The sequence below is a fragment of the Streptomyces sp. NBC_01571 genome, from assembly GCF_026339875.1.
In the GTDB taxonomy this organism is placed as follows: Bacteria; Actinomycetota; Actinomycetes; order Streptomycetales; family Streptomycetaceae; genus Streptomyces.
Map to the genome: position 1 here is coordinate 6883696 of NZ_JAPEPZ010000001.1, position 20928 is coordinate 6904623.

Consider the following 20928-nt stretch of genomic DNA (forward strand, 5'->3'; position numbering starts at 1 on the left):
TCGCTGTGCGCTCGTGCGCGTCGCGGTGATGCGCGTCAGAACAGGCGCAGTTTGTCGTCCTCGATGCCGCGCAGCGCGTTGTAGTCCAGGACCGTGCAGCCGATGCCGCGGTCCGTGGCGAGGACGCGGGCCTGCGGCTTGATCTCCTGGGCGGCGAAGATGCCGCGGACCGGCGCGAGGTGCGGGTCGCGGTTGAGGAGTTCGAGGTAGCGGGTGAGCTGCTCCACGCCGTCGATCTCGCCGCGCCGCTTGATCTCGATGGCGACGGTCCGGCCCTCGGCGTCGCGGCACAGGATGTCGACGGGCCCGATGGCCGTCATGTACTCGCGGCGGATGAGCGTGTAGCCCTCGCCGAGCGTGTCGATGCGATCCGCGAGGAGCTCCTGGAGGTGCGCTTCCACGCCGTCCTTGATCAGGCCGGGATCCACGCCGAGTTCGTGCGAGGAGTCGTGCAGGATCTCCTCCATCGTGATGATCAGTTTCTCGCCCGCCTTGTTGATGACGGTCCAGACGCCCTCCTCCTCGCCCGTGCCCTCCTTCAGGGTGCACGGCGGCGACATCCAGTTGAGGGGCTTGTAGGCGCGGTCGTCCGCGTGGATCGAGACGCTGCCGTCCGCCTTCACCAGGATGAGGCGGGGGGCCGACGGGAGATGGGCGGTGAGCCGGCCCGCGTAGTCAACGGAACAGCGGGCAATGACGAGACGCATGGTCGGCAACGCTACTCGACGGGCACAGGTCCACGCGATTCGCCCTGGAAGACGCCTGTTCGGTCGTGGCTGATTGTGGGCCTACTGGGAGTTCACCATGTGCGCATTCTCCTGGTGCCGTCACGGTCCGTTGCTTACCGTATAAACGGGAGGTCGCGATGCGTGTACTCAGCGTGTTGGAGATCGCGAGTTCCCTCATCTGTCCGGCAACCCCCGCGCTCTGGGGGTGCGAGAGGAGAACCCATGTCGCTCGACGTCTCACCGGCCCTACTCGAAAAGGCCGAGCGAGGCGAGGTCGACGAAGCTGAATTCGTCGACTGCGTCCGGACCTCCCTGCCCTACGCATGGGAGATGATCAGCTCCCTGGTGGCTCAGCTGAAGGTGGACGGCGGCAACTTCGCCGACAACCAGACGCCTCCGCCGGACGAGCAGGCACGTGGCCAGCTGCTGCGTGCGCTCGCGAGTGACGCGATACGCGGCGCGCTGCAGCGGCACTTCGGTGTGCGGCTGGCTTTCCAGAACTGCCACCGGGTGGCGGTGTTCCCACTGGACGCCTCAGTGGACGACACACTGGCACGCTTCACCTCGGTGCGCAGTCAGTTGCTGAACCAGTCGCCGGAGTTCCGCGACTGCTGACGCCTTGATGCCGCACTGCTTGCCGCTCCGTACGCGGGAGGTGCATCTGTACCGGGGCGGCAAGCTTCCCGCGTGCGGGGCTCAGCCGAGGTGGGGGAGCACCTCGGCGCCGAGCCTGCGCACGTTCTCCTCCGTCGCCGCCAGATCGCCCGAGCCCTCGACGAGCAGCGCGAAGCGGGAGATGCCGGTCCGCTCCGAGGTCGCCGCGAGCCGGTCCGCGCACAGCCGCGGGGTGCCCACCGGGTGCAGTCCGCAGAGCAGTTCGGTGTACGCGTGCGGGTCCCTCATCGAGCGCGCGCGGCCGTCGACCGTGACATGCGCGTCCAGTCCCTGCTTCAGCCAGCCCGGCATCGCCTTGAGGAGCGTCTCCACGGCGTCGGTGCGGCGGTCCGCGATCTGGCAGACGCCGGCGGACACATGGGCCGCGGCGCGGATCTCGTCCGCGGAGCGTCCCGCCACACGCGCGTACTGCCGCCACAGGGTCACCATTTCGGCCTTCTCCTCGTCACCCACGTGCATGCCGAGAAGCATCGGCAGTCCGCGCTCGGCCGCCAGTCGCACACTCGCCGGTGAGGTGCAGGCGACCACGACCTCGGGACCGGGGGAGCCGCTCAGTGTCTCCGAGGGCCGGGGGACGACGGGGACCTCACGGAAGGCGAACCGCTCGCCGTGGGCCTCGACGGACGGTTCGCGCAGCCAGCGCACCAGCAGATCGAGTGATTCGGGGAACCCCTTCTCGTACGCCTCCAGGCCCGAACCGAAGACCTCCAGGTCGACCCAGGGGCCGCCGCGTCCCACGCCCAGCGAGAAGCGGCCGCCGGAGGTCACGTGCAGCAGCGCGGCCTGCTCGCCGAGAGCCACCGGGTGGACGGTGGGCAGTACGCTCACCGCGGTGCCGACGCGGATGCGGCTGGTGCGGCCGAGCAGCAGGGCGGCGAGGGTGACGGCCGACGGGCACGTCCCGTACGGCACGAAGTGGTGCTCCGCCAGCCACACCGCGTCGAGGCCGGCCGCCTCCGTGACCTCGGCCGTCCGCACCGCCCGGTGCAGTGCCTCTCCCTGGCCCTGTCCGGGGAACTGGGCTGCCAGTACAAAACTTCCAACGTGCATGGTGCTTCCTGCTTCCTCGGCTCCGACGCGGAGCTCCCCCGACCGGCATAACCGTCCGACACGTGCCGAAGACACGGCCTGTCGGAGGGATTTCCGGATTGTCTGCAGAATGCTCCGACGGGTGGTCGATCCGAGCGGGTTCGAGGGACGCCTACCCCTGCGTGTGCCGCGTAGGCTGGATGGGGTCCCTGCCCCCTGTACAGCTCCGTGAGGTGTCCTGTGTCCCCGCGTCGCAACCGTTCCAAGGGTTCCGACCCCTCCGGCCGGAGCGCGGAGGACGACCGCTCCGGGCGGTACGGCGGCTGGCAGTCCACGGAGAGCTGGCAGGGCGATGAGTGGAGCGTGCGTCATGTGGCGGGCGCCGGCGCGCAGGGCAAGACCTATCGGTGTCCGGGCTGCGACCAGATGATCCCCTCCGGCCTCCCGCACGTGGTGGCCTGGCCGGAGCACTCGGGCGTCGACGAGCGCCGTCACTGGCACAAGGCCTGCTGGAACGCGAAGGACCGCCGCACCACGCGGGTGCAGCGGTCCCGTAACGCGCCCAGGTTCTAGGTGTATTGATCACGAGCGTTGTTGACACTCGCTGGTGCTTGATCATGGCGAAGACCTCCGGTGTGGTGGAGGTGTCGAGTCTTCACCGCACGGAGGTCTTCGTGTCCCACCGTAATGCCCGGCTGACCGTTCACGGCAGGCGGCTGCTGGTCGAACGTGTTCGCGCCGGCCGTCCTGTCGCGCATGTGGCCGCCGAGATGGGTATCTCCCGCGCCACGGCCCACAAGTGGATCCGCCGCTGGCGGGCGGAGGGCGAGCAAGGACTGCACGACCGCCCCAGCCGTCCCCGCACGACACCGCACCGCACCGCTGCAGCGGTGGAGGCCCGGGTCTGCCGGCTGCGGCAGGACCGCAAGCTCGGACCTGCCCGCCTGGGACCGGTCCTGGGCCTGCCCGCCTCGACCGTGCACCGGATCCTGGTCCGCCACGGCCTGAACCGGCTGGCCTTCCTGGACCGGCCCACCGGGCAGGTCATCCGCCGCTACGAACGCGACCGGCCCGGCGAGCTGGTCCACGTGGACGTGAAGAAACTCGGCCGGATACCCGACGGAGGCGGCCACAAGGCGCTGGGCCGCCAGGCCGGCCGGGCCACCCGCGCCAACATGGGCTTCGACTACGTCCACTCCGCCGTCGACGACCACTCCCGCCTCGCCTACAGCGAGATCCACCCGGACGAGAAGGTCGCCACCTGCGCGGGCTTCCTCACCCGCGCGGCTGCGTTCTTCCACACACACGGCATCACCCGCATCGAACGCGTGCTCACCGACAACGCCTGGGCCTACCGCAAGGGCCTGGCCTGGAAACAGGCCCTCAACCAGCTCGGCGCAACCGGAAAGCTGACGCGCGCCTACCGGCCGCAGACCAACGGCAAGGTCGAACGCTTCAACCGCACCCTGCTCGACGAATGGGCCTACCTGCGGCCCTACACCAGCAACGACGAACGCACGGCCGCCCTGGACGACTTCCTCCACGGCTACAACTACCATCGCTGCCACACCGCCCTCGGAGGCCAGCCACCCATCAGCCGTGTGAACAACGCTGCGGGTCAATACATCTAGGGCGTGTTGCGAAAGTCCCGTCGTCCGCCCGGAGGGCGGGCCTCGCGGCGTCTGGTGCGTGCTCTCGGCGTGCCGGGCGGAAGCCCGCGTACTGGACGTACCCGGGTTTTCGCCCGGTGCGGCGAGAGGGCGTGCCAGGCGCCGCGAGGCAGGCGGGACTTTCGCAACACGACCTAGGGCGGGTCGCGGCTCGCGACGGGGTGAACGCCGCCTGCCGCGGCCCGGGGACGTCAGACGTCTCGGCGCTCCAGCAGGACGAACGCGCCGACGATCGCCGCCGCCGTCACCCCGACGAGCAGGCCGAGTTGCGCGCCACCGGCGCTGTTCTCGCTGTCCAGCCCGAAGATCTTGGCGAGGGAGTTGGGAGCGTTGTACTCCTGCATCTTCTCGCCGATCGTGCGCATGCTCTGGGACATCATCAGGAACGCGGGCATGATCGCGGGCACCAGGACGACGCCGAGCATCGTGGTGATCGCGCCCGCCGAGTGCCGCAGCATCGAGCCCACCGCGAGCGCGAGGACGCCGAGCAGCGAGACGTAGAGCGCGCCCTTGAGGACCGAGCCGCCCCAGGAGACGTTCGAGGCGCCACTGTGCATGCCCGAGGTGAACAGGCCGACCAGGCCGATCGCGAAGGCCGAGGCGGCGAACGCGACGGCGAAGAAGATGATCAGCTTGGCGGCGAGCACCCGGTGGCGCTGCGGCGAGGCCGTGAAGGTGGTCCGGATCATGCCCGTGCCGTACTCGGACGAGACCACCAGGACGCCGAGGGTGATCAGGCAGATCTGACCGAGGATCAGCCCGAAGAAGGCCGGGATCGTGTACGGCACGTCGCCGAAGTCGGTGTCCCGGGTCTGCGCGGCGACCAGGAAGCCGATGCCGATCACCAGGAGCAGGAAGATGCCGAGCGTCCACAGCGTGGAGCGCACCGACCTGATCTTCGTCCACTCGGAGGTGAGCGCGTGCCCGAGGTGGGTGCGGGTGATCGGGATCGGCGAGGTGTACGACGCGCCGGGCGCCCCCTGCCAGTGGGGGGCAGCGGCGGTCTGCTGCGGCATCGGCGGCTGGGGCGTGCTCATCGGGCGTCCTCGGGCTTGGTGAGGTCGGGGGCGGCGGGGGCCGTAGGCGGCTGTGCGGGGGCCTGCGGCGCGGGCTGCGCGTACGGGTTGGCGTCCGCGCCGCCGGAAGCGGCCGGGGCGCCGTAGGGACCCTGGCCGGCGGCCGGGGCGGCCGGGGCGCCGTACGGGCCCGCCTGAGGCGCTCCCTGCGGCATCGCGAACGGCTGCCCGCCCTGCTGAGGCGGCGGCGGTGCGTACCAGCCCGGCTGGCCCTGTCCCGGCACCGGTATCTGCGGCGGCGGCATCGCGCCGGGCGGCAGCTCCTGCTGGAGTCCGGCCCGCTGGTCGATCGTCGAGCGGTAGTCGACGGCGCCCTGCGTCATCCGCATGTACGCCTCCTCCAGCGAGGCCTGGTGCGGCGACAGCTCCCACAGCCGTACGTCGGCGGTGTGCGCGAGGTCGCTGATGCGGGGCAGCGGCAGCCCGGTGACCCGGAGGCCGCCGTCCTGCTCGGGCAGTACCTGGCCGCCCGCCTCGGTCAGCACGGCCGTCAGCTTCTCGCGCTGCTGCGGCTCCGTGTCCGGGGTACGGACCCGGGCGAAGTCGGCCGAGTTGTGCGAGATGAAGTCCTTGATGTTCTGGTCGGCGAGCAGCTGGCCGCGGCCGATCACGATCAGGTGGTCGGCGGTCAGCGCCATCTCGCTCATCAGGTGCGAGGAGACGAAGACCGTACGGCCCTCCGCCGCGAGCGCCTTCATGAGGTTGCGGACCCAGAGGATGCCCTCGGGGTCGAGGCCGTTGACCGGTTCGTCGAAGAGCAGCACCTGCGGGTCGCCGAGCAGCGCGGCAGCGATGCCCAGCCGCTGGCCCATGCCGAGCGAGAAGCCCTTGGAGCGCTTCCTGGCCACGTCCTGCAGACCGACCACGCCCAGCACCTCGTCCACCCGGCGGGCCGGGATGCCCGACAGCTGGGCGAGGCAGAGCAGGTGGTTGCGGGCGTGCCGGCCGCCGTGCACGGCCTTGGCGTCGAGGAGCGCGCCGACCTGGCGGGGCGCGTTCGGCAGCTTGCGGTAGGGGAAGCCGCCGATCGTCACCTGGCCCGAGGAGGGGTTGTCGAGGCCGAGGATCATCCGCATCGTCGTCGACTTGCCGGAGCCGTTGGGCCCGAGGAAGCCGGTGACGGCGCCCGGCCGCACCTGGAAGGAAAGGTTGTACACGGCCGTCTTGGCGCCGTAGCGCTTCGTCAGGCCGACTGCCTCGATCATGCTCCGCACCCATCGAAAGGTTCAGGACGTCGGGGCGCACGCCCCCGTAAGGGTTAGGAGGATATCGGGGCGCTGACGGTTCCGCTCAAGAGAAAGTAAAACCGCGCAGGTCACGCGAGGGAGAGACACGGGGAAGATCGACGGGGAGGTCCTGTCCCCGCCCCGGTCCTTGTCAGGTACCCGTCGTCCCAGGTCAGGCCGGAAAGGGAACTCCGGAGCCGACCGCGCGCACCCCCGGCCCCGGCGCGTCCTCAGCCCCGGTGCGGCAGTGAGTCGTCCAGGGGCGGCAGGTCGTCGTACAGCCGCAGTTCGCCCGCGTCGTCGACGTACGGCAGGAAGTCCGTCTGCGGCAGTACCCAGCCCTCCTCGCCGAAGACGAGCGTGCCCCGCTCGCGCAGCGCGCGGTGCGCCCCGGCCTGCCGCACCCAGGCCGCCGGATCGGGCCCGAGCAGCTCCCGCAGCCGGGCGGAGCCGGCGAGCAGCGCGGCGAGCAGCTCCGCCTGGTCGCCGCCGCCCGGCCGCGGCTGTCCGGTGGCCGGGTCCGCCAGCACACCGTGCCCGCTGAAGTAGATGTACGCGCCGCCGAGCCGCTCCCCGGACGGCATCGTCATCTCGAACGCGTCGCCGGGCAGTATCGCCCGTCGGTAGTCCGGGAACTCGGTGTCGTCGACCGCCTTCAGCTGCGTCGGGTCCAGCCAGGTGACGACCAGCGTGGTCGCGGCGCCCCGGTCGACGTACGGCGTCCCCGCCACGTAACCCGCCGGACTGATGTGCCCCGAGCAGCCCACCCCGATGCCGCGCACCCGCACCGGCACCATCGGCACGGTCGCCGGGATGCCGAGCCGGGTGAGCTTGTGGGCGACCTGGCCGGGGGAGGCGTTCGAACCGACCGCGATCACCGGGTGGCGGTTTCCGGTGCCGGCCTGACCGAGGTCGGCCAGCGCCTCGTCCAGCCGTTGCTGCGCCTGGCGCTCCTCCACGTACCACTCGCCGAGCCGCAGCGGCCGTACGTCGAGCTGGAGCAGCTCGCCGCCGGTGAGCAGGGACGGCTCGGGGGTGGGCCGGCCCGGATAGGTGAGCGGCTGCTTGGCGGGCACGTCGTCCAGGCCCAGCGCCTGGAGGCTTCGGTCCTTCGTGGTCACGGTGACGCCCTTCGGGGGTGGTCGCGCGATACGGGCACAGCCTTTCACGCGAGATGTACCCGGGGCGGTGCCCGCTCTCGCCCGCCGCGGCAGGGTTGGCCGGAACGGACACCGGGAATCATGCCGTCCCATTCTATGAGTGGGGGCCAAGTCGGTTACGGGGGATGCAAGTTGAGGCGCACGAGGCAAGGGGCGGACGCCAGGGGAGCGGCGGGGCGGGGCCGGACGCATCCGCGCTTCCGTACGTCCGTTCGCTGGTGGATCGCCGGACGTACCGTCCATGCTCTGCTGTTGATGACGCTCGGCGCGCTGGCCGGGCTCTCCGTCGTCATCGCGACGGCCTGGACACTGACCGAGCACTCCGCACGGTCGATGGCGGAGCGGTTCTCGAACGGGGAGCGGCTGCTCGACCTCAGTCTCGCGGTGCTGCGGGCCAGCGTCGGCACGGACAGTCTGGCGCCCGAACCGGACAGCACCGCGCACCAGTTGCTCGCCACGGTCGCCTCCGTCACCGGAGCCATGGTGCCCGCGGTGCTGCTGGGCATCGTACTGATCAAGATGTTCGCGCTGCGGCCGTTCGTCTGGCGGCAGCGGGCCAGCATCTCGCACGCCTGGACCGCCGACTTCCCGGGCTACTCGCGGCAGCACGCGCACAGCGAGGACGCGATCATCGCCGTCCGCTTCTACAACCGCTTCGACAACCTGTCCGTCGTGGACCTGCGCGCCCGGGTCCATCTGCGCTATCTGGAGCGCTCCCCGCACGACGGCAGCCTGGTCATCTACAAGCAGTGGCTGAAGGTCCTGGACGCCAGGGGGGAGCCCGCCGACGAGCGGTACTGGCTCGCCGTCGAGCGCGGGGCGCCGTTCACCGTGTGGATACCGGTCCAGGCGCCGGTGGCCGAGCTGCCGTTCCGGCACATCCAGGGCAAGGACCTCACCGGTTCGCACGGCGTGAAGCTGCTGGTGCGGCTGACGGCGCGGACCGTGGGCCTGGGCACCGAGGTCGCCGACGAGCGCTGGTTCGATCTGGAGGGCGGCGACTTCGAACTCGGCCGCTTCGTGCCGCTGCAGCCCGACCTCGACAGGGACGTGTGGCGCTGGGAGGGCTGGACGGACTTCGACGGACTGATCCCGGGGCCGTCGCCGGCCGGCGACGACGAGGTCACGCGCCCCGTTCCCTGAACGCGCGCACCTCTCGGCCGGCCGGGCGCGCGACCCGTACGTGTCCCGCGCGTTCCGCCCCGGGCGCGCGCCTTCCGGCCGGGCGCCTTCCGGTCAGGCGCCTTCCGGCCGGGCGCGTTGCGGCCGGGCGCCTTGTGCCCCGTGCGCCTTCCGGCCCGCGGCCCCCGCCTCTCCTAGGCGTCCCGCCTCTTGAGCAGCACATAGCCGCCCAGGAGTGCCGCGACCACCCACAGCACCATGATCGCGAGGCCGCCCCAGGGGCCGTACGGGGTGTCGTCGCCGATCGGGGTCACCACCCGCATGATCTTGCTGCCGGCCTGGTCGGGCAGATAGCGGCCGATCTTCTTGGTCGCGGAGACCGCGCCGAGGATGTTGGAGATCAGGAAGAAGAACGGCATCAGGATGCCGAGCGAGAGCATCGGACTGCGCAGCATCGTCGCCACACCCATCGAGAACACCGCGATGAGTGTCATGTACAGCCCGCCGCCGATCACCGCGCGCAGCACCCCGTGGTCACCGATCGACGCCCGGTGCGCGCCGAGCGTCGCCTGCCCGAGGAAGAACGCGACGAAGCTGGTGATGATCCCGACCACGAAGGCGAGCCCCGTCGCCACCGCGACCTTGCTGAAGAGGAATGTCGCACGCTGCGGGACCGCGGCGAGCGAGGTGCGGATCATGCCGGTGCTGTACTCGTTGCCGACCACGAGCACCCCGAACACGATCATCGCGAGCTGACCGAGACTCATGCCGGCGAAGCTGATGTACGTCGGGTCGAAGGAGAGCCGGTCCTTCGCGTCCATCTTGTCGAACTCGTTCTTGGACAGCAGCGAGATCAGGATGCCGAGCGCGATCGTGACGACGGCGGCGAGGCTGAGTGTCCAGACCGTGGAGGCAACGGACCGGATCTTGGTCCACTCGGACCTGAGGACCTGGGAGGCCGCCATGCTCAGGATTCCTTCCGCCAGTCGCCGCCCCACTCGCGGGGCGGGGTGTCGGAGTGCGCGTGGTATTCCACCGACTCCGCGGTCAGCTGCATGAAGGCCTCCTCCAGGGAGGCCTGCTGGGGACTCAGCTCGTGCAGCACGAGCTGGTGACGTGCGGCCAGCTCACCGATCTGCTCGGACTTGCCGCCGTCCACCTCCAGGGCGCCGCTGCCGCTCTCGACGACGGTGATCCCGGCCTCGTGCAGTACATCGAGCAACCGCTCGCGCTGCGGGGTGCGGATCCGGACGTACGACCGGGAGTTGCGCTGGATGAAGTCGGCCATGGAGGTGTCGGCCAGCAGCCGGCCCTGCCCGATGACGACGAGATGGTCGGCGGTCAGCGCCATCTCGCTCATGAGGTGACTGGACACGAACACGGTCCGTCCCTGGGAGGCCAGCGACTTCATCAGGTTGCGGATCCAGTGGATGCCCTCGGGGTCGAGGCCGTTGACCGGCTCGTCGAACATCAGGATCCGCGGGTCGCCGAGCAGCGCGCCCGCGATGCCGAGCCGTTGGCCCATGCCGAGCGAGAAGCCCTTGGCCTTCTTCCGCGCGACCGCGGTGAGCCCCACCGTGTCGAGGACCTCGTCCACCCGCGCCCTCGGGATGCCGTTGCTCTGCGCGAGACAGAGCAGGTGGTTGAAGGCGCTGCGGCCACCGTGCATGGCCTTGGCGTCCAGCAGGGCGCCGATGTACTTCAGCGGGTCCTTGAGGTGGTCGTAGTGCTGTCCGTCGATGCGTACGTCGCCCGCGGTGGGCCGGTCGAGCCCGAGCATCATCCGCATGGTGGTCGACTTGCCGGCGCCGTTGGGCCCGAGGAACCCCGTCACGATGCCGGGTCTGACGGCGAAGGAGAGCTGATCGACCGCCACCTTCTCGCCGTACCGTTTGGTCAGCCCCTCGAGCTCGATCATGCGGCCACGGTAGGGCGGACCCCTGGGCCGCGCTACTTGAGCGAGCGGGCCTTTGCCGCTTGTTCACCGGGGTTCACCGCCGCGCCGCCGGGGCTTGTCGCGCGGTTCCCCGTACCCCTGCCGGCGCCCACGGCTGCGGCCCGCACCCGAGGAGGGTGCGGGCCGCAGCCGCGGGCAGGAACCGGTTACCGGGTCTGCTGGGCCGGAACCCCGCGGGAGATCGGCTCGTCCTCGGCCGGCGTGCTCGCGGCGGCCACCGCGGCGCCCGTGAGCGTCGCGAGCATCTCGCGGACGTTCGTGAGCTGGGCGTTGATGGAGTCGCGACGGTTCGTCAGCGCCGCCAGCTCGCGCTCGGATTCCGAGCGGATGCGGTCGGCCTTGGCGTTCGCGTCGGCGACGATGTCCTCGGCCTGGCGCTGGGCCGTCTCCACCGTCTGGCGGGCGCGGCGCTCGGCGTCCGTGCGCAGCTTCTCGGCCTCCAGGCGGAGCTGCTCCGCGCGGTGCTCGATCTCCGCGAGGCGCTTCTCGGCCTTGGCCTGACGCGAGGCCAGGTCACGCTCGGACTGCTCACGGCGCTTGGCGAGGTTCGTCTCGAAGTCGGCGGCGGCCTGCGCGGCCTTGGCGCGGGTCTCCTCGAAGAGGGCGTCCGCCTCCTCGCGCTTCGACTGGGCGTCCTTCTGCGCCTCCTGGCGCAGCTGAGAGGCGTCGCTCTTGGCCTTCTCGACGATCCGGACGCCCTCGTCCTCCGCCTTGGACTTGCGGTCCGCAGCGAACGATTCTGCATCGTTGCGGACCTGCTGCGCGGCCGACTCGGCGAGCTCACGGTGCTGCTCGGACGCGCGACGGGCCTCATCGCGCAGATCCTTCGCCTCCTCCTCGGCGAGGCGGAGGATCTTCTCGACCCGCGCGCCGAGACCCGCGTACGACGGTTCGGCGTCGGTGACCTGGGCCTGGGCGTTCTGCGTTTCGAGGTGGAGCTCCTCGATGCGCTTCTCGAGAGCGGTGATACGGGCCAGAGCGCTGTCACGGTCGGAGACGAGCTTCGAAATGCGTTCGTCCACCTGAGCGCGGTCGTACCCACGCCGCACAAGCTCGAAGCCGTAGGGGGAAGTGTCGCTCATGGGGTTCCTGTCGAATGAGACCGGTGAGGTGATAGGGGGAATCCTAGGGGCCAAAGCGGTGTGTCATCGAGCGGATACGTGTTTGATCTGGAGAATGACACTCCTTTTGGGTGGCTGGCTGCCAGAGTGCTTGCCAGAGTCCGCACCAAAGGTCCGAAAGGTGCGGAATGGGAGCTTCTGGCTAGCCCTCTGACGACTTGCCACCCGATCGGGGTGCGCCGACGGCGGCGCCCGCCTTGACCCCACCGTCCTTGTTGCCCGACGGGGCCTCAAAGGATTCCAACGCCTCCAGGACGTCCTGGACACGGGAGATCTCGGCGTTGATGTCCTCGCGCCGGCGGACCAGCACCTCCAGCTCGTGCTTGCCCTCCTCGACCGCGCGCCGTGCCTCACGGATGGCCTCGGCCTTGATCTCCGTCGCCTCGGCGACGAGCGAGGTCTTCTTCTGCTCGGCCTCCTTGAGGAGACCCTCGGCCTTCTTGACGGCGGCGATGCGCACCTTGCTCGCCTCGGAGTTGGCCTCCGAGACCAGATCCTTCGCCTTCGCCTCGGCCTCGGCGAGCTGGTCCTCGGCCGCCTTCACGAGCGCGTCGCAGCGCTCGCCGGCGTTCTTCATCGTCTCGGCCGACTCGCGGCGGGCCCGCTCGTGCAGCTCCTCGATCTCGGAGGTGACGCGGTCGCGCAGCTCCTCCGCCCGTTCCCTTATGGCGGTCGCGTCCCGGCGGGCACCGACCAGCAGCTCGTCCGCGTCCGTACGGGCCCGCTCCACAAGGGAGTTGCCCTCCACGGTCGCCTCGGAGACAAGGCGCTCGGCCTCGTTGCGGGCCGCGCCCACCATCGTGTCGGCCTGGCTCTCGGCGTCCGCCGTGGTCTTCTGCGCGCTCTGCTGAGCCTCCGCCAGCAGCTTGTCGGCCTCCGACGCCGTCTCCGAGATGAGCGTGTCGACCTGCTCGGCCGCCTCGGAGCGCCGCTTGTTGGCCTCCTGGCGCGCCGCGTCCAGCGTCCGGTCGGCCTCCTCGCGCGCGGCCGCGGTGAGCCGCTCCGCCTCCGCCTCCGCCTCGGACTTGACCCGCGCGGCCTCGGTACGGACCCGCTCGGCGTGCTGCTGCGCGGAACCGACCGTGTCGGCGGCCTCGGCGCGCAGCCGCTCCGCCTCCCCGGTCGCCTCCGCGAGCAACTGATCGGCCTTGGCGGTGGATTCGGCGCGGACCCGCTCGGCCTCCGCGTTCGTCTCGTTCGTCAGCCGCTCCGCCTCGGAGCGTGCCTCGTTGATGAGGGTGTCCGCCTGCGTGGCCGCGTCCGAACGGATCCGGTTCGCGTCCTCCCGGGCCTCCGCGCGGGTGCGCGAGGCGTCCTGGTCGGCGTTGGCGATGGCGTCCGACACCTCGGTGCGCACCCGCTGGGCGTGTTCCGAGGCCTCCGAGCGCAGCCGCTCGGACTCGGTGATGGCCTCCGAGACCGTGCGCTCCGCGAGGGACTTGGCGGCTTCCGTCTCCTCGGCCGCCTCGCGCCGGACCCGGCCGGCGTCCTCGGAGGCGCGTTCCCGCTCGGCGTACGCGTCGGCGCGGACCCGGTCCGCCTCCTCCTGCGCCTCGGTGCGGGTACGGTCCGCCGCGTGCTCGGCGGCGGAGCGCAGGCCCGAGATCTCCTCCTGGGCCTGCTCGTGCAGGCCGGCCACGGAGTCGCGCACCTGCTGTGCGGTCTGCTCGGCGTTCGAGACCATCTCGGTCGCGCGCCGGTCGGCCTCCTCGACCAGCCGTACGGCCTCGGCCTGGGCCTCCTCCACACGGTTGCGCGCGGAGGCGAGGAGCTCCTCGCTCTGCTCGCGGGCCCGCTCGCGCTCCTGGTCGGCCTCCTGGCGTGCCGAACCGAGCAGTTCCTCGGCCTCGCGGCGGCGCCGGACGGCCTCCTCCTGGGCGGCGGCCAGCGTCTCGGCGCCCTCCGTCGCCAGCCGCTCGGCCGCGGCCTGGGCCTCGGCCCGTACCCGGTCGGCGCTGTCCTGGGCCTCCGACTTCAGCCGCTCGGCCTCCGCCGCGGCCTCCGAACGCAGCCGTACGGCGATGTTCTCGCCCTCGGCCCGTGACGCCGAGGCGTCCGCGGCGGCCTCGTTGCGCAGCCGGTCGGCTTCCGCCTCGGCCTGCGCCTGCAGCGTACGGATCCGCTCGGCGGCCTCGCCGCGCAGCCGCTCGGTCTCCTCGGCGGCCTCGCGGCGGATCCGCTCGGCCTCCGCCCGCGCGTCGCTCAGCGCCTGCTCGGCCGAGGCGAGCCGCTGCTCGGCCTCGGTGTGCAGCCGGGTCAGCTCCTCGGCGGCCTCCGTCCGGCGGGCCGCTATGGCGCGCTCGGAGTCCTCGCGCACCGCCTCGGCGGCCCGCTCGGCCTCCGCCTTGATCGTCTCGGCGAGCTCGACGGCCTCGGCGCGGTTGTTCTCGGCCTCCTTGCGGGTGCGCTCCAGGGTCTCCTCGGCCTGCCGGCGCAGCGCCGTGGCGCGCTCGATGGCCTCGGTGCGCACACGCTCACTGTCGGTGGTCGCGGTCGTCCGCAGCTCGTCCGCGTCCGCCTTGGCCTTCGCGAGCAGTTCCTCGGCGGTCTTGGCCGCCTCCTCGATCTGCTGGACGGCCTCGCGCCGGGCCTCGCTGCGGATGCGTTCGCCCTCGGCGTTCGCGTCGGCACGCAGCTGCTCGGCCTCGCCGCGCAGCCGGCGCGCCTCCTCCTGCAGCTCGACCGTCTTGGCGCGGTACTCCTTGGTGTCGTCCTTCGCCGTGCCCTTGAGCTGCTCGGCGATGTCGTGCGCCTCGGCGCGCAGCCGGTCCGCCTCGGACTCCGCCTCGGTGCGGATCCGCTCGGCCTCCTCGGCCGCCGCCTTCGTGGTCTTCCTGGCGTCCTCGGACGCCTTGTTGAGCACGTCCTCGGCGGTACGGGCCGCCTTGGACAGCTGGGAGGCGGTCTCCTCCGCGGTGAGACTGCGGGCGTTCTCCTCGGCCTCGGCGACGATCTTCTCGGCCTTGGCACGGGCCTCCGCGACGACCTGCTCGGCCTCGGACCTGGTGGTCTCGGCCTCCTTGGTGGCCTCGCTGACCAGCCGGGCGACCTGCTCCTTCGCCGTGCGGGTGCGCTGTTCGTTCGCCGACTCGGCGCCGGCCAGGGCCTTGGCCGCGGCGTCCTTCGCCTCGGTGACGACCTTGTCCGCCTCGGCCCGTGCCTCGCGCAGCGCCGTCTCGGCGGCCGTCATCCGCTGCTCGGCGGCCCGGCTCAGCTCGGTGGCCTGGCGGCGGGCGCTGTCCGACTCGTTCGCCGTGGAGCTGCGCAGTTGCTCGGCGTGTTCGGTGGCCTCCTGGGCCTGGGTGGACGCGGCGTTCAGCAGCCGTTCGGCGTCCGTGCGGGCCCGGCGCAGCAGCGCCTCGGCCTCGGCACGGGCCGACTCGGCGTCGTTCGTCAGCCGCTGGCGGGCCTCGGCCGCGATCCGCTCGGCCTCCGCGCGAGCGGCGCTCAGCGCCTGGTCCGCCTCGACCCGCGACTCGTCGAGGAGACGGCGGGCCTGCTGCTCGCTGCGGGCGCGCAGCTGCTCGGCCCAGGCCACGTTCTCGTTGACGTGCGACTCGACGGTCTGACGGCGTTCGGCCAGCTCCTGGTCGAGCTGCTGACGCCGCGCGACCGCCTCGGCGTGCAGCTCGGCCTGCAGGCGGGCGGCCTGCTCGGCGTGCTCCTGGAGGATGCGCTGCGTCTGCGCCCGGGCCTGGCTCATCTCGCGCTCGGCATCGGCGCGCAGCTGATCTGCCTGGATCTGGGCATTACGGAGCAACTGCTCGGCCTGGTAGCCGAGGTCGCCGCCGCTGTCGTAGGCAGGCCGGGTCGCCAGACTGCGGCGCGCCTCGTGCAGCTTGGCGCGCAGCACCTCGACCTGATAGCCGAGGTCCTCGGCGTGCTGGACGGCCTTCTCCCGCTCGGTCTTCAGCCGCTCCATCTCGGCCTCGAACCGAGAGAGGTGGTCGACGTCAGCCGCCGGCTCTCGCTCCTGGCGTTCGTAGCCCCGCACTGCGCGGTCCCATCCGTCCCCTGGTCGCAAGTCTCTCCAAACGAGCCCCGTCCATCCGCCGAACGGTGCCCCCGGGGAATGGTGTCAGATCAACAGCGGAGCACGGGCTGCTGCCCCGACGCTCGTCCCCCGAAAACCTGGACCCCGGCCCTCGGCCGCGCCGTCGTCACGACGGCACGACCTCGGAGCCCGTCGCCGGACAGGCCCCGGGCCGCCCCGAAATGGCAGCGGCCGCCTCCAACCCTACCGGCCCAGATATACGGAGGTCAGTGCTCAGGTGACTCAACAGCCGCCGAAGTGACCAGTTCTGTCAGCACACCGTGGCAATCCTTGGGGTGAAGGAAGGTGATTCGTGACCCCATGGAGCCGCGTCGCGGCTCGTCGTAGAGGACGCGTACGCCTTTGTCCCTGATGTCGCCCGCGTCGGCGTCGACGTCCGCCGTGCCGAAGGCGATGTGATGGACACCCTCGCCGTTCTTCGCCAGCCACTTCCCGACGGCCGAGTCCTCGCGGGTCGGCTCCAGGAGCTGGAGGTAGGAGGCGCCGCCGTCGGACGTCTCGTTGATCTTGAGCATGGCCTCGCGCACGCCCTGCTCCTCGTTGACCTCGGAGTGGAAGACTTCGAAGCCGTACGTGGCCCGGTAGAACTCGACGGTCCTGTCGAGGTCGAAGCAGGCGATCCCGATGTGGTCGATTCGCGTCAGCATGGAGCCAGTGCAGCGCTCCCGCGGCGGTTACGCAACGTGCGCGCGATCACACTGACAGCCGGATGACGGGTGGCCTACCGCTCAGTACATTCAAGTAAACCCTCGTTCACTCCTCAGCTGTGCAAGCTGGAAGGGGATCGCACCTCATGTCTGGAACGAACAGCACGACCTCCGTGATCGTCGCGGGTGCCCGCACCCCGATGGGGCGGTTGCTCGGCTCGCTGAAGTCCTTCTCCGGAGCCGACCTCGGAGGATTCGCGATCAAGGCCGCCCTCGACCGTGCGGGGATCGGCGGTGACCAGGTGCAGTACGTGATCATGGGCCAGGTGCTGCAGGCCGGGGCGGGGCAGATCCCGGCGCGGCAGGCGGCCGTCAAGGCGGGCATCCCCATGAGCGTCCCGGCGCTCACGATCAACAAGGTGTGTCTGTCGGGCCTGGACGCCATCGCCCTCGCGGACCAGTTGATCCGGGCCGGTGAGTTCGACGTCGTGGTCGCGGGCGGCCAGGAGTCCATGACGAACGCGCCCCACCTGCTCCCGAAGTCCCGTGAGGGCTTCAAGTACGGCGCCATCGAGATGCTCGACGCCATGGCGCACGACGGTCTGACCGACGCCTTCGAGAACATCGCCATGGGCGAGTCCACGGAGAAGCACAACACGCGCCTCGGCATCGCCCGTCCGGCGCAGGACGAGGTCGCCGCCCTCTCCCACCAGCGTGCGGCGGCCGCCCAGAAGAACGGCGTCTTCGAGGCGGAGATCACGCCGGTGGAGATTCCGCAGCGCAAGGGCGAGCCCGTCGTCTTCAGCCAGGACGAGGGCATCCGCGCCGAGACCACGGCGGAGTCGCTCGGCAAGCTGCGTCCCGCGTTCACCAGGGACGGCACGATCACGGCCGGCTCCTCCTCGCAGATCTCGGACGGCGCGGCGGCCGTGGTCGTGATGAGCAAGGCCAAGGCGCAGGAGCTCGGCCTGGAGTGGATCGCCGAGATCGGCGCGCACGGGAACGTGGCCGGACCGGACAACTCTTTGCAGTCGCAGCCGTCGAACGCGATCCTGCACGCCCTGAAGAAGGAGGGCCTGGACGTCTCGGACCTCGACCTGATCGAGATCAACGAGGCGTTCGCGGCGGTCGCCGTGCAGTCGATGAAGGATCTCGGCGTGACCACGGAAAAGGTGAACGTCAACGGTGGCGCGATCGCCCTGGGTCACCCGATCGGCATGTCCGGCGCCCGTCTCGTACTGCACCTGGCGCTGGAGCTGAAGCGGCGCGGCGGCGGCGTGGGCGCGGCGGCGCTGTGCGGTGGCGGCGGTCAGGGTGACGCGCTGATCGTGCGGGTACCCACGGCGTAGGTACCGCGCCGCGGATGTGCCGCCGCGTTGTTTCGTACGACTCTGAACGGAGCTGTGATGCAGGACGTCTCCTCGCTGGTGGCCCAGGCCAGGGAAGGCCGGCCGCGGGCCGTGGCCCGGCTGATCTCCCTGGTGGAGGGGGCGTCCCCGCAGCTGCGTGAGGTGATGGCGGCGCTGGCTCCGCTGGCCGGCGGGGCGTACGTGGTCGGGCTCACCGGGTCGCCGGGAGTCGGCAAGTCGACGTCGACCTCGGCGCTGGTGACCGCCTACCGGCGACAGGGCAGGCGGGTCGGTGTCCTGGCCGTCGACCCCTCGTCCCCGTTCTCCGGGGGCGCGCTGCTCGGCGACCGGGTCCGGATGTCCGAGCACGCCTCGGATCCCGGTGTGTACATCCGCTCGATGGCGACCCGCGGTCACCTCGGTGGGCTGGCCTGGGCGGCCCCCCAGGCGATCCGCGTCCTGGACGCGGCGGGCTGCGACGTGATCCTGGTCGAGACCGTCGGCGTGGGCCAGTCGGAGGTCGAGATCGCGTCCCGGGCGGACACCTCGGTCGTGCTGCTCGCCCCCGGCATGGGGGACGGCATCCAGGCGGCGAAGGCCGGAATCCTGGAGATCGGCGACGTGTACGTGGTCAACAAGGCCGACCGGGACGGCGCCGACGCGACCGCGCGCGAGCTGAACCACATGCTCGGCCTCGGTGAGTCCCGCGGGCCCGGGGACTGGCGCCCGCCGATCGTCAAGACGGTCGCGGCGCGCGGCGAGGGCATCGACGAGGTCGTCGAGGCCCTGGAGAAGCACCGCGCCTGGATGGAGGAGCACGGCGTCCTCGCCGAGCGCCGGCTCGCCCGGGCCTCCCAGGAGGTCGAGACGATCGCGGTCACGGCCCTGCGCCGGCGCATCGGCGACCTGCACGGCGACCGCCGCCTGAGCGCGCTGGCGGAACGGATCGTCGCCGGGGAACTCGACCCCTACCGAGCCGCCGACACGCTGGTGGAGGGCCTGACCGAGGCCTGACCGAGGCCTGACGGAGCCTCCGGCGGCTTGGCCGCGGGACCCTCCGGCGGCTTGGCGGCGGGACGGCAGACCTTGTGCTCCCGCCGCTCTCGGGACGGTCGGGGTCTGCGACCGCGGCGTTCTCGGGACGGTGGGCTTTCTGATCCCGCTGCCCTCGGGACGCCCGGGTCTGCGACCGCGCCGCTTTCGGGACAGCCGGGTCTGCGACCGTGCCGCTTTCGGGCGCCGGGCCTTCGGGCCCTGAGGCCCCCGGAGCGGTCGGTCTTTCGAGAGACGTCCCTAATAGGGCTTCGTTAGGTCCTGTGGTGGGGTGTGGGTGTGGGTTGGCCGCATATCGAGCAGGCGCCGGTCCAGGTGGCCAGGATCTTCTGTAACTCGCGGAGGACCGCGTAGAGGGTCAGGCCGGCGCAGGGACTTTTGGGTCGAGGCGGAGCATGGTACAGAAGGCCTGGGCGAGGGCTGTGAGGGTGACGTGGCGGTGCCAGCCGAGGTAGGTGCGGCCTTCGAAGTGGTCCAGGCCCAGGCCGTCTTTCAATTCCCGGTAGTCGTGCTCGATGCGCCATCTGATCTTGGCGATACGGACCAGTTCGCGTAGCGGGGTGTCGGCGGGCAGGGTGGAGAGCCAGTAGTCGGTCGGCTCGGCGGCGCCGGGTGGCCATTCGGCCAGCAGCCAGCACTCGGGCAGACTGCCGTCGACATCACGGGGGATGTCGCGGTTGGCCGGGCGCACGCGCAGGGCCACGAAGCGCGAGCGCATCTCGGCGCGCGGGTTGCGCGGGCCCATCTTGCTGCCCTGACGCCAGGTGACGGTGCGAGCGGCTCTTCGTCCCGCGGCCAGGACGAGATCGCGCAGGCTGCTGTGCGGCATCGGGTAGGCGGGCCGGGGCGGGCGGCCCCGGCCGCTGTAGGGCGGGCGCTCGGGCCGCACGTCACCCGGGTAGGCGCTCGTGGTGCCCTTGACGGCGACCGCGTAGGCCAGGCCACGCTCGGTCAGGCCCAGGCGGAAGCCGGTGGTATCGCCGTAACCGGCATCGGCGACCACCGGCAGATCCGGCAGTTCCCACTGATTGCGAACTTCGTCGAGCATCTCCAGCGCCTGGCGCCACTTCTCGCGGTGTCGGACCCGGTCAGGGATGCCCGCCCTCGCCCGCCGACGCCGGATCGCCTCCGCCAGCAGCGTATCGCCGCTGTTTTCGGCATCGTCCCAGCTCTCAGGGATGAACAACCGCCAGTCCACCGCCGCCGAGGCGCGGTCGGACACCAGGTTGACGCTCACCCCTATCTGGCAGTTGCCGCGCTTGCCCAAGGCGCCGCAATACATCCGGGCCACCCCTGGGGAGTCGTAGCCGTCCTTGGGGAAACCGGTGTCGTCGATCGCGTACGCCTCCGGGGCGATGTGCGCCGCCGCCCACCGGGCCACCCGCCGTCGCACCTCGACGTAGTCCCAGGTGGAGGAGGAGACGAACTGCTGCAACTGCTGGTGGTCCACACGCAGGCGCTCAGCCATCGGCTGCATCGACTTCCGTTTGCCATCCAGCATCAGCCCGCGCACATACAGCTCGCCCTTGGCCCGCTGGTCCCGCCGCGCGAGCGAGCCGAGCATCTCGGCCGCGAACGCCTCCAAGCGCGGACGGACCTCGTCCATCTCCTCAGGTGTCACACCCGATACAAGATCACACGCTACCCAACAGGCGGCAGTTGGGGTACCTAACGAAGCCCTACTAAGAAGGTGGGTCTTTTGCCGCGCGGTCCGCCGGAGCGGTCGGTCTTCCACCGTGCCCCCGCGACGGTTGGTCTTTCGCCCTACCGTCCCCGGGATGATCGGCCTTCCAGCCCGTCGATTCCGGGACGGATGGGCCCATGGTGGGTCGATTCCGGGACGGTAGGGCGCTTTCCTTGCGGTGTCCCGGGGCGGGTGGCCGTTCGGCTCGGCCGGGTCCAGGACGGGTGGTCGCATCCTTCGTCGTGCCGGGACGCCGGGTCCGGGACCGTTGGTCTCTCCGTTTCGCCGTGCCCCGGACGGGTGGCCCCCTCCCGCCCCGCCGCCTGCGGAAGGAGGGCCACCCGCCCTGCCCGCGGCCCCGCCAGGACCCCGTACGG

Annotated in this window: 17 protein-coding genes; 6 read left to right on the top strand and 11 right to left on the bottom strand. The window is 71.2% G+C overall.

Annotated features, from left to right (window positions below; translation table 11 throughout):
- Positions 1–35 precede the first annotated feature (35 nt).
- Positions 36–707, bottom strand: a complete 672-nt coding sequence (gene nucS / locus OHB41_RS31160; protein ID WP_266701411.1) for an endonuclease NucS — start codon at positions 705–707, stop codon at positions 36–38.
- 243 nt (positions 708–950) lie between these two features.
- On the opposite strand from nucS, the gene OHB41_RS31165 reads away from it, so the two are divergent.
- Complete coding sequence (locus OHB41_RS31165; protein WP_101400700.1) at positions 951–1343, top strand: SCO5389 family protein; 393 nt, start codon at positions 951–953, stop codon at positions 1341–1343.
- An 81-nt stretch (positions 1344–1424) separates the two neighbouring features.
- Here the strand turns inward: OHB41_RS31165 and OHB41_RS31170 are convergent, their stop codons facing one another.
- Positions 1425–2453, bottom strand: a complete 1029-nt coding sequence (locus OHB41_RS31170) for an LLM class flavin-dependent oxidoreductase (RefSeq protein WP_266701412.1) — start codon at positions 2451–2453, stop codon at positions 1425–1427.
- A gap of 219 nt (positions 2454–2672) precedes the next feature.
- Between OHB41_RS31170 and OHB41_RS31175 the strand changes: the two genes are divergently transcribed.
- Together OHB41_RS31175 and OHB41_RS31180 are read left to right on the top strand one after the other, a co-directional pair.
- Entirely contained in the window at positions 2673–3005 is a 333-nt protein-coding gene (locus tag OHB41_RS31175; RefSeq protein WP_266701413.1) for an Rv1322 family protein, read from the top strand.
- Between the two features lie 101 nt (positions 3006–3106).
- Complete coding sequence (locus OHB41_RS31180; protein WP_266706266.1) at positions 3107–4063, top strand: IS481 family transposase; 957 nt, start codon at positions 3107–3109, stop codon at positions 4061–4063.
- A gap of 230 nt (positions 4064–4293) precedes the next feature.
- Here OHB41_RS31180 and OHB41_RS31185 read toward each other — a convergent pair whose 3' ends face one another.
- The 3 genes from OHB41_RS31185 to OHB41_RS31195 all read right to left on the bottom strand — a co-directional run bounded on the left by OHB41_RS31185 (position 4294) and on the right by OHB41_RS31195 (position 7525).
- The gene (locus OHB41_RS31185) at positions 4294–5139 is read right to left on the bottom strand and encodes an ABC transporter permease (RefSeq protein ID WP_266701414.1); all 846 of its coding nucleotides are present in this window, start codon (positions 5137–5139) and stop codon (positions 4294–4296) included.
- Positions 5136–6383, bottom strand: a complete 1248-nt coding sequence (locus tag OHB41_RS31190; RefSeq protein ID WP_266701415.1) for an ABC transporter ATP-binding protein — start codon at positions 6381–6383, stop codon at positions 5136–5138. The genes OHB41_RS31185 and OHB41_RS31190 overlap by 4 nt, the downstream gene beginning before the upstream one ends.
- A 251-nt stretch (positions 6384–6634) precedes the next feature.
- Entirely contained in the window at positions 6635–7525 is an 891-nt protein-coding gene (locus OHB41_RS31195) for a hypothetical protein (RefSeq protein WP_266701416.1), read from the bottom strand.
- 171 nt (positions 7526–7696) lie between these two features.
- Here OHB41_RS31195 and OHB41_RS31200 point away from each other — a divergent pair, with 171 nt between their 5' ends.
- Positions 7697–8707, top strand: coding sequence for a hypothetical protein (locus tag OHB41_RS31200; protein WP_266701417.1), 1011 nt, complete (start codon positions 7697–7699; stop codon positions 8705–8707).
- A 173-nt stretch (positions 8708–8880) separates the two neighbouring features.
- On the opposite strand, the gene OHB41_RS31205 is transcribed toward OHB41_RS31200, so the two are convergent.
- From OHB41_RS31205 to mce, 5 genes are all read right to left on the bottom strand, one after another.
- Positions 8881–9651, bottom strand: a complete 771-nt coding sequence (locus OHB41_RS31205) for an ABC transporter permease (RefSeq protein ID WP_266701418.1) — start codon at positions 9649–9651, stop codon at positions 8881–8883.
- 2 nt (positions 9652–9653) lie between these two features.
- Positions 9654–10604 carry an ABC transporter ATP-binding protein gene (locus OHB41_RS31210; RefSeq protein ID WP_266701419.1) on the bottom strand — a complete coding sequence of 317 codons (951 nt, stop codon included), beginning with the start codon at positions 10602–10604 and terminating at the stop codon, positions 9654–9656.
- Positions 10605–10789: 185 nt separating this feature from the next.
- The gene (locus OHB41_RS31215) at positions 10790–11725 is read right to left on the bottom strand and encodes a coiled-coil domain-containing protein (protein WP_266701420.1); all 936 of its coding nucleotides are present in this window, start codon (positions 11723–11725) and stop codon (positions 10790–10792) included.
- Between the two features lie 181 nt (positions 11726–11906).
- The gene (gene scy, locus OHB41_RS31220; RefSeq protein ID WP_266701421.1) at positions 11907–15758 is read right to left on the bottom strand and encodes a polarized growth protein Scy; all 3852 of its coding nucleotides are present in this window, start codon (positions 15756–15758) and stop codon (positions 11907–11909) included.
- A gap of 266 nt (positions 15759–16024) precedes the next feature.
- Positions 16025–16465, bottom strand: a complete 441-nt coding sequence (gene mce, locus OHB41_RS31225) for a methylmalonyl-CoA epimerase (RefSeq protein ID WP_266701422.1) — start codon at positions 16463–16465, stop codon at positions 16025–16027.
- A 146-nt stretch (positions 16466–16611) separates the two neighbouring features.
- On the opposite strand from mce, the gene OHB41_RS31230 reads away from it, so the two are divergent.
- Together OHB41_RS31230 and meaB are read left to right on the top strand one after the other, a co-directional pair.
- Positions 16612–17814, top strand: coding sequence for an acetyl-CoA C-acetyltransferase (locus tag OHB41_RS31230; protein ID WP_266701423.1), 1203 nt, complete (start codon positions 16612–16614; stop codon positions 17812–17814).
- A gap of 57 nt (positions 17815–17871) precedes the next feature.
- The gene (gene meaB, locus OHB41_RS31235; RefSeq protein WP_266701424.1) at positions 17872–18828 is read left to right on the top strand and encodes a methylmalonyl Co-A mutase-associated GTPase MeaB; all 957 of its coding nucleotides are present in this window, start codon (positions 17872–17874) and stop codon (positions 18826–18828) included.
- 397 nt (positions 18829–19225) lie between these two features.
- Here the strand turns inward: meaB and OHB41_RS31240 are convergent, their stop codons facing one another.
- A complete protein-coding gene (locus tag OHB41_RS31240) occupies positions 19226–20488 on the bottom strand; it encodes an IS701 family transposase (protein WP_526024982.1) in 1263 nt (420 codons plus the stop codon).
- Positions 20489–20928 lie beyond the last annotated feature (440 nt).